The following is a 7,878-nucleotide window of genomic DNA, read 5'->3' on the forward strand; positions in this document are numbered from 1 at the left end:
CGAGCCCGGTCCGACTCAAGAGGCCGAGGACTTGGCTTTGGCCAGTTTGCTCTTCAATTCATGCAGCACGTCATCAGCGGAAAAGTAGACCTGACTTTGACGGGCTTCTTCGGCAGATCGCAAACCACGGGCAATGAACTCGTCTTCGGCCGCGCGGTGTGCAATGAATCTTTCCAGTGAGATTTCCATCAGCTTGGAAATGGTCTCATCGGGGCGAAGTGCATTTTCGGCGGCTTGTCTGAGACTTGGGCTGACACGAAGGGCCGGTAGTGTGGCGGTTTTCATAGGAAGCCTTTCAATTGCGATGCAATTGTAATGCGCCAATGATCTGGCAAGAATCAATCGATCCTGGTGCGCGTCAACAGCATCGAATCCCCATAGCTGAAAAACCGGTACCGCTGCGCCATCGCGTGGCGGTACAGGCCCATGATGTGTTCGTAGCCTGCAAAGGCGCTGACCAGCATCATCAGCGTGCTTTTGGGCAGATGGAAGTTGGTGATCAGCCGGTCGATCACTTGGAACTCAAAACCCGGGGTGATGAAAATCTCGGTGTCGCCGCTGGCCTGGCCAAACTTGGCCCACGACTCCAGCGTGCGCACCGTGGTGGTGCCCACCGCCACCACCTGGCCACCGCGTGCCTTGCAAGCCGCAATGGCCTGCTGCGTGGCTTCGGGCACCTCGTACCACTCGCTGTGCATGGTGTGTTCGGCAATGTTCTCGGTCTTGACCGGCTGGAAGGTGCCTGCGCCCACATGCAGCGTGACGCTGGCCGTGTGCACGCCACGCGCCGCCAGGGCCGACAACACCCCCTCGTCAAAATGCAGCGCCGCCGTGGGCGCGGCCACCGCGCCCGGTGCCCGCGCAAACACGGTCTGGTAACGGCGTGCGTCTTCTTCGGTGTCGGCGTGGTCGGCAGTGCCTGCAGGTCGCTCAATGTATGGAGGCAGCGGCACCACGCCGTGCTTTTCCATCAAGGCGTGCGGCTCGTCGCTCAGCTGCAGGTGAAACAGCTGGCCGTTTTCATCGGGCCAGCGGCCCAGCAGCACGGCATCAAAACCGCCGTGGCGCGCGCCGCCTGCCAAATACATCTTGCCGCCCACCAAAGGTTTTTTGCTCACCTTCATGTGCGCCACCACCTGGTGGCCCTGCAGCACGCGCTCGATCAGCAACTCCAGCTTGCCGCCACTGGCCTTCTCGCCAAAGATGCGGGCCTTGACCACCTTGGTGTCATTGAACACCAGCAAGTCGCCCGGGTTGAGCAGGCTGGGCAGATCGCGAAAAATCCGGTCTGTGACCGCCCCGGGCGCGCCGTCCAGCAAGCGCGAGGCGCTGCGCTCCGCAGCAGGGTGTTGGGCAATCAGTTCGGGTGGGAGCTCAAAGTCGAAATCGTTGAGCGTGAAGGCGCGGGGGGAGGCAGAAGAGGACATGGTGTGTGGGCTTGACAGGCCCGTTGGAATGAAAACGGCGTGATTTTCTCACGCGAAGTACCCGTGCTCAGCGAGCAATGTGCATTCGGATGTTGGCAAGGAGATCGCCAAAAAGAAATGGTTTGGAAATGAAGGCTGCGACACCCAGTTCAAGTGACTGTTTGTTGTCAAGGCTGTGACGACCAGACATCAGGATGATCGGGGTGTTGATGTTCAGGTCTTGAAGTCTGCGCAGCAATTGAAAGCCATCCATACCTGGCATTTCAATATCGCTCAAGATGAGATCGGTTGAAGTCATGGTGTTCTGCGCTAGAAAGTCTTCGGCACATCCATAGGCCACGACATCGAATCCTTTCAGCGTCAGCAGCCTCGAGAGTGAGTCTCGGATCGAGAGATCGTTCTCGACGATGGCTAGCCTTTGGAGAGTTTGCATCTGCGTGTGACTGGGTGGATAAATTAATATTAATTAAAAAATTATTTGTTTTAAAAAGAGTTGTCTAGAGATGTTAATGTTTGCATTAAATGAAAATTGTAATTAACTTTTAACAAATTTGTTAATTAAATTACAGAAGAAAAAGGAGTCAAGAGATACCTTTGCCAAGATGGGCTCCCTATCCGAACCAGAAGCATTTGCACAGCGTCTCAGGCAGGCGCTGGATGCTTCTGCTGTGCGGGCTTCGCCCACGGTGGTGGCCAATGTATTCAATCTTCGTTATTGGGGCCGCAGCATCACCCCGCATACGGCGCGCAATTGGTTGTTGGGCAAAGCGATTCCTACGCAGGACAAATTGCGGGTGCTGGCGGACTGGTTGCAGGTGAGCCCGGATGAACTGAGGTTTGGTCGGACGGGCGGCGCTGTCATGGCCGCGGAGGCTTCGACAGACCCTGCCACGTTGAGCATGGCCGATCGTGAAATGCTCAGCCGCTACCTCGGCTTGGATGTTAATGACCGCAAAACGGTGCGCGAGGTCGTGACGGCTTTGGCTTTGGCTGCCAGCTTGAAGTCAAAAGTGTGAACCCCCCTGTGTTGTGCAGACTTGGACGCGGCACAATCGCCCCATGCCCTCCCCGTCAGCCCCCGCGTCAGCCAAGCCGCTCAGCGCTCCGCAAAAAGCGCTGATCAAGCTGGGCTTGAAGCGCGACATTGATCTGGCGCTGCACCTGCCGCTGCGCTACGAGGACGAGACGCGCATCGTCAAGCTGCGCGATGCGCGCGAGGGCGATACCGCGCAGATCGAGGCGACGGTGACGGCCTGCGAGATCACGATGCGGCCGCGCCGCCAGTTGCTGGTCACGGTGGATGACGGTTCAGACACCTGCGTGATGCGGTTTTTCAGTTTTTACCCTTCGCACCAGAAGGCGCTGGCGGTGGGTAACCGCATCCGGGCGCGGGGAGAGGTCAAGGGTGGCTTCATGGGCCTGACCATGATGCACCCGACCTTCAAGGCGGCGGGCGGGCATTTGGCCGAGGCTTTGACGCCGGTGTATTCCACGGTGGCCGGGCTGGCGCAGGCGTATTTACGCCAGGCGGTGATCAATGGCCTGAACCATGCCGACCTGAGCGAGACCTTGCCCCCCGGCATCGCTTGGCCGGACCCGCGTGGCGCTTGGTCGCTGCGCGATGCGCTGCAGTTTTTGCACCACCCCACGCCCGATGTGTCTCTGGCCGCCTTAGAGGACCGCAGCCACCCGGCCTGGGTGCGCCTGAAGTGCGAGGAGTTGCTGGCGCAGCAGCTTTCGCAACTGACAGCCAAGCGCGAGCGCGATTTGTTGCGTGCCCCGGCTTTGAAGATGAAGCGCGGCGCTTTGCACGATCAGTTGCTCAAAGCGCTGCCATTTGCTTTGACGAATGCCCAGCAGCGCGTGGGGCGCGAAATAGCGCATGACCTGGCGCGTAACGTGCCGATGCACCGCTTGTTGCAAGGCGATGTGGGCGCGGGCAAGACGGTGGTGGCCGCGCTGGCGGCGATGGTGGCCATCGATGCGGGCTGGCAATGCGCCCTGATGGCCCCAACCGAAATTTTGGCCACTCAGCACTTTGCCAAGCTGGTGGGCTGGCTGGAGCCGCTGGGTGTGAAGGTGGCTTGGCTGATTGGCAGCCAGAAAAAGAAAGAGCGCGCCACCATGCTGGCGCTGATCGAGTCGGGCGAGGCCGCGCTGGTGGTGGGCACGCACGCGGTGATTCAAGAACACGTCAAGTTCAAGTGCTTGGGGCTGGCGGTCATCGACGAGCAGCACCGCTTTGGCGTGGCCCAGCGCCTGGCCTTGCGCGGCAAGATGCAGGCCCCTGGCATGGAGCCGCACATGCTGATGATGACGGCCACGCCCATTCCGCGCACGCTGGCCATGAGCTATTACGCCGATCTGGATGTGTCGGTGATTGACGAATTACCCCCCGGCCGCACGCCTATCGTGACCCGCGTGGTGTCAGACCATCGCCGGGACGAAGTGGTCTCGCGTATCGGGGCTCAGTTGCAAGAGGGGCGGCAGGTGTATTGGGTGTGCCCGCTGATCGAAGAAAGCGAAGCCCTGGACCTGACCAATGCCACCCAAACCCACGCTGACCTGAGCGAGGCGCTGCCGGGCGTGATGGTGGGCTTGTTGCATTCGCGCATGCCGGTGGCCGAAAAGAAGGCCGTGATGGAACTCTTCACCGCAGGGGTGATGGGCGTGCTGGTCAGCACCACGGTGATTGAGGTGGGGGTGGACGTGCCCAATGCCTCGCTGATGGTGATCGAGCACGCCGAGCGTTTTGGCCTCTCGCAGTTGCATCAGCTTCGTGGGCGGGTAGGCCGGGGTGCGGCAGCTTCGGCCTGCGTGCTGCTGTACGGCACGCCCGAGGGCGGCCGCTTGAGCGAGACGGCCCGCGAGCGCCTGCGGGCCATGGTGGAGACGAACGACGGTTTCGAGATTGCAAGACGTGACTTGGAGATTCGCGGGCCGGGTGAGTTTTTGGGGGCGCGCCAGTCGGGCGCGCCTTTGCTGCGCTTTGCCGATCTGGAGACCGACAGCCATCTGCTGGACTGGGCACGTGCGCTGGCCCCGGTGATGCTGGACCGGCACGCGGGTTTGGCCGAGCGTCACATAGGCCGTTGGCTGGGCGGCAAATCCGAGTACCTCAAGGCTTGATGTTCAAATACCGACCATGACCCTGACCGAACTCAAATACATCGTGGCCGTGGCCCGCGAAAAGCACTTTGGCAAAGCAGCCGAGGCGTGCTTCGTGTCGCAGCCTACGCTGTCGCTGGCCATCAAGAAGCTGGAAGAAGAGCTGGAGGTCAAGCTGTTTGAGCGCAGCGCCAGCGAGGTCTCGGTCACCACCTTGGGCGAAGAAATCGTGCGCCAGGCGCAAAGCGTGCTGGAGCAGGCCGCCGAGATCAAGGAAATCGCCAAGCGGGGCAAAGACCCGCTGGCGGCCACCATGCGGCTGGGCGTGATTTACACGATTGGCCCGTATTTGCTGCCCGATCTGGTGCGCCAGATCATCACCGACATGCCGCAAATGCCGCTGATGCTGCAGGAGAACTTCACCGTGCGGCTGCTCGAGATGCTGCGCACAGGCGAGATCGATTGCGCCATCCTGGCCGAGCCTTTCCCCGAGTCGGGTTTGGCCGTGGCGCCTTTGTACGACGAAACTTTCATGGCCGCTTTGCCTTTGAGCCACCCTTTGGCCAATCAAACGTCCATCACGCCCGAGCAACTGAAAAACGAAACCATGCTGTTGCTGGGCGCAGGCCATTGCTTTCGCGACCATGTGCTGGAGGTCTGCCCAGAATTTGCCCGTTACGCGAGCCAGACCGATGGCATTCGCAAGACATTTGAGGGCTCGTCGCTGGAGACCATCAAGCACATGGTGGCAGCAGGCATGGGCGTGACTTTGGTGCCGCGTCTGTCGGTGCCCGATCTCAAGCCGGTGCACAAACGCTCGGGCGGGCACAGCGATTCGCCTGTGCGTTATCTGCCCATCGTGGATCCGGCAGGCGGCAAGCCGCCCACGCGCCGTGTGGTGCTGGCCTGGCGGCGCAGTTACACCCGCTATGAGGCGATTGCCGCCATGCGCAATGCCATCTACGCCTGCCCATTGCCGGGCGTGACCCGTTTGTCTTGAGGCGCCTGTGTGACCACAAAGCTCAAGCTGTATCTGGATTTGATCCGCTGGAATCGTCCCGCGGGTTGGTTGCTGCTGCTGTGGCCGTCTTTGGCCGCGCTGTGGGTGGCTGCCGACGGATTTCCCGGCTGGCACCTGATCGCGGTGTTCACCTTGGGCACCGTCTTGATGCGCAGCGCGGGTTGCTGTGTCAACGATGTGGCCGACCGCGACTTTGACAAACACGTCAAGCGCACGGCCAACCGACCGGTCACGAGTGGGCGTCTGGGCGTGAAAGAAGCCTTGGCCGTGGGCGTGGTGCTGGCACTGTGTGCGTTTGGCCTGGTGTTGACCACCAATGCGGCCACCATCGCCTGGTCTTTTGCGGCGCTGGCGGTGACGCTGGTCTATCCGTATGCCAAGCGCTTTGTGTCCATGCCACAGGCTGTGCTCGGTGTGGCTTTCAGCTTTGGCATTCCGATGGCGTTTGCGGCAGTTCAGGGGCAGGTGCCGCTTTTGGCTTGGGGTTTGCTGCTGGGCAACTTGTTTTGGGTGTTGGCCTATGACACCGAATACGCCATGGTGGACCGCGACGACGACTTGAACATCGGCATGAAGACCTCGGCCATCACCCTGGGCCAGTGGGATGTGACCGCCATTACCGGGTTCTATCTGGCCTATTGGCTGGCTTGGGTGCTTTTGTTGGAAGGCGCTTCACGCGGGGTTTGGTTTTGGGCAGGCTTGCTCTCGGCTTTGGCGCAGGTGGTTTGGCACGTGCTGTTGATCAAAGACCGCACGCGTGAAGGCTGCTTCAAAGCCTTCAGGTTGAACCATTGGCTGGGTTTCAGCGTGTTTGTTGGCGTGGCGCTGTCTTATTAGCAGGTGCCCGAAAACCCCATGGGGCTTTCACAACGACAGGCCTCAGGCTTTGCCAAATTCGTCACCCAGCTCGGCGGCTCGCTTTTGAGCGGCCTGCATCGCCTGGATAAAAGAAGCCTTGATGCCGGCGCTGTCCATGCTGGTCAAGGCCGCGTAAGTGGTGCCGCCCTTGGAGGTCACACGCTGGCGCAGCACTTCGGGTGTTTCACTGGACGCGGCGGCCAAAGCCGAGGCTCCAGAAAAGGTGGCCATTGCCAGTTGGTAGGCCTGAGCGGCTGTCAGCCCCATGCCCACGCCAGCTTCGGTCATGGCTTCTAAAAAGTAAAAAACATAAGCTGGGCCCGAGCCCGACAGGGCGGTCACGGCATCCAAGAGTGATTCTTGATCGACCCACACACTCTGGCCTGTGGTGCGAATGACTTGTTCAACGCCAGCTTTGTCGGCAGGCGTGACCGATGGGCAGGCGAACAAGCCGGTGATGCCCTGACCGACCAGCGCAGGCGTGTTGGGCATGCAGCGCACCACGCGCTGCGTGCCCAACCAGCGGCAAATGCTGTCGGTGCGGATGCCTGCAGCCACCGACAGGTGGAGCGCTGGGCGGGTGAAGGGCATGACCGGAAGGGCGGCCTCATGAAAAACTTGTGGTTTGACGGCCCAGACCACCAACTGGGCTTGCGCCAAAGCCGGTCCAGCAGCAGGCAGGGCGGTGATGCCAAAGTCTTGCTGCAACTTGGCGGCGGTTTCTGCATAGGGTTCGACCACGGTGAATTGTTCGGGCTTCATGCCTTGGCGAATCAGGCCGCCAATGATGGCGCTGGCCATGTTGCCGCCGCCAATAAAGGCCGTGTGGTGTGCGAGGTGTGTCATGCGTAGCAAACTCCGAAAGTGACGCTAAATGGGCTGATGGGCGACCCTGTTAGGCGATTGTCGCTGTTTGCGTGCCCGTCTTTGGGTCATCTTTGCCAGCGGACCGCATTCTTGCCATTGACCAAGGCATGACAAGCTTCAAAAGGGCTTGTGGAACGATTTGAGACGGCTAATTTCCAAGATGGCCCCCCCAAAAAAGCCTGTTTTACAAAAAAGATTCTTCAATTGATTGCACAAGCCAATTTTTAAAGGCATAATAGAGGGCTTCGCCTTGCAAAAGGCGTAGGTATCTGCCCAATCTGAAGCGCCGCGAGTGGTTTGCGGTGTGAATGACGGGTCCAAGACTGATTCTTGTAGGCTGGCTGTTGGGCTGGTGGACAAAGAATACAAGTTGGGAACAAAGAAATGATCCAGACAGAATCTCGGTTGGATGTGGCCGACAACACCGGCGCCAAGTCCGTGCTGTGCATTAAGGTGCTCGGCGGGTCCAAGCGTCGCTATGCAAGTGTTGGCGACATCATCAAAGTGAGCATCAAAGAAGCCGCCCCACGTGGTCGCGTCAAAAAAGGCGAGATTTACAGTGCTGTGGTGGTTCGCACCGCCAAGGGCATTCGCCGC

Annotated in this window: 9 protein-coding genes; 5 read left to right on the forward strand and 4 right to left on the reverse strand. The window is 60.0% G+C overall.

Annotated elements, in window-relative coordinates:
• Positions 1–15 precede the first annotated feature (15 nt).
• The 3 genes from Q1M54_RS13970 to Q1M54_RS13980 form a co-directional block, all read right to left on the reverse strand.
• On the reverse strand, positions 16–285 hold the full coding sequence (locus Q1M54_RS13970) for a prevent-host-death protein (protein WP_300558360.1): 270 nt from the start codon (positions 283–285) through the stop codon (positions 16–18).
• A gap of 53 nt (positions 286–338) precedes the next feature.
• Positions 339–1,427: a tRNA preQ1(34) S-adenosylmethionine ribosyltransferase-isomerase QueA gene (gene queA, locus Q1M54_RS13975; protein WP_300558363.1), complete on the reverse strand. Its 1,089-nt coding sequence runs from the start codon at positions 1,425–1,427 to the stop codon at positions 339–341.
• 67 nt (positions 1,428–1,494) lie between these two features.
• Positions 1,495–1,860, reverse strand: coding sequence for a response regulator (locus Q1M54_RS13980; RefSeq protein ID WP_300558366.1), 366 nt, complete (start codon positions 1,858–1,860; stop codon positions 1,495–1,497).
• Positions 1,861–2,029: 169 nt separating this feature from the next.
• Here Q1M54_RS13980 and Q1M54_RS13985 point away from each other — a divergent pair, with 169 nt between their 5' ends.
• From Q1M54_RS13985 to ubiA, 4 genes are read left to right on the forward strand one after another with little or no spacing between them, the layout of a single operon-like run.
• Positions 2,030–2,443, forward strand: a complete 414-nt coding sequence (locus Q1M54_RS13985) for a hypothetical protein (protein WP_300558369.1) — start codon at positions 2,030–2,032, stop codon at positions 2,441–2,443.
• Positions 2,444–2,486: 43 nt separating this feature from the next.
• Entirely contained in the window at positions 2,487–4,556 is a 2,070-nt protein-coding gene (gene recG / locus Q1M54_RS13990) for an ATP-dependent DNA helicase RecG (RefSeq protein WP_300558372.1), read from the forward strand.
• A 16-nt stretch (positions 4,557–4,572) separates the two neighbouring features.
• The gene (locus Q1M54_RS13995; RefSeq protein WP_300558374.1) at positions 4,573–5,535 is read left to right on the forward strand and encodes a LysR substrate-binding domain-containing protein; all 963 of its coding nucleotides are present in this window, start codon (positions 4,573–4,575) and stop codon (positions 5,533–5,535) included.
• 9 nt (positions 5,536–5,544) lie between these two features.
• Complete coding sequence (gene ubiA, locus Q1M54_RS14000; protein WP_300558376.1) at positions 5,545–6,393, forward strand: 4-hydroxybenzoate octaprenyltransferase; 849 nt, start codon at positions 5,545–5,547, stop codon at positions 6,391–6,393.
• Between the two features lie 42 nt (positions 6,394–6,435).
• Here ubiA and proC read toward each other — a convergent pair whose 3' ends face one another.
• On the reverse strand, positions 6,436–7,260 hold the full coding sequence (gene proC / locus Q1M54_RS14005; RefSeq protein WP_300558378.1) for a pyrroline-5-carboxylate reductase: 825 nt from the start codon (positions 7,258–7,260) through the stop codon (positions 6,436–6,438).
• A 405-nt stretch (positions 7,261–7,665) separates the two neighbouring features.
• On the opposite strand from proC, the gene Q1M54_RS14010 reads away from it, so the two are divergent.
• On the forward strand, positions 7,666–7,878 hold a 213-nt coding region (locus Q1M54_RS14010), incomplete at its 3' end, for an uL14 family ribosomal protein (protein WP_300558381.1).

Origin of the sequence: Limnohabitans sp. Rim8 (assembly GCF_943326455.1) — a bacterium.
Lineage (GTDB): Bacteria > Pseudomonadota > Gammaproteobacteria > Burkholderiales > Burkholderiaceae_C > Limnohabitans_A.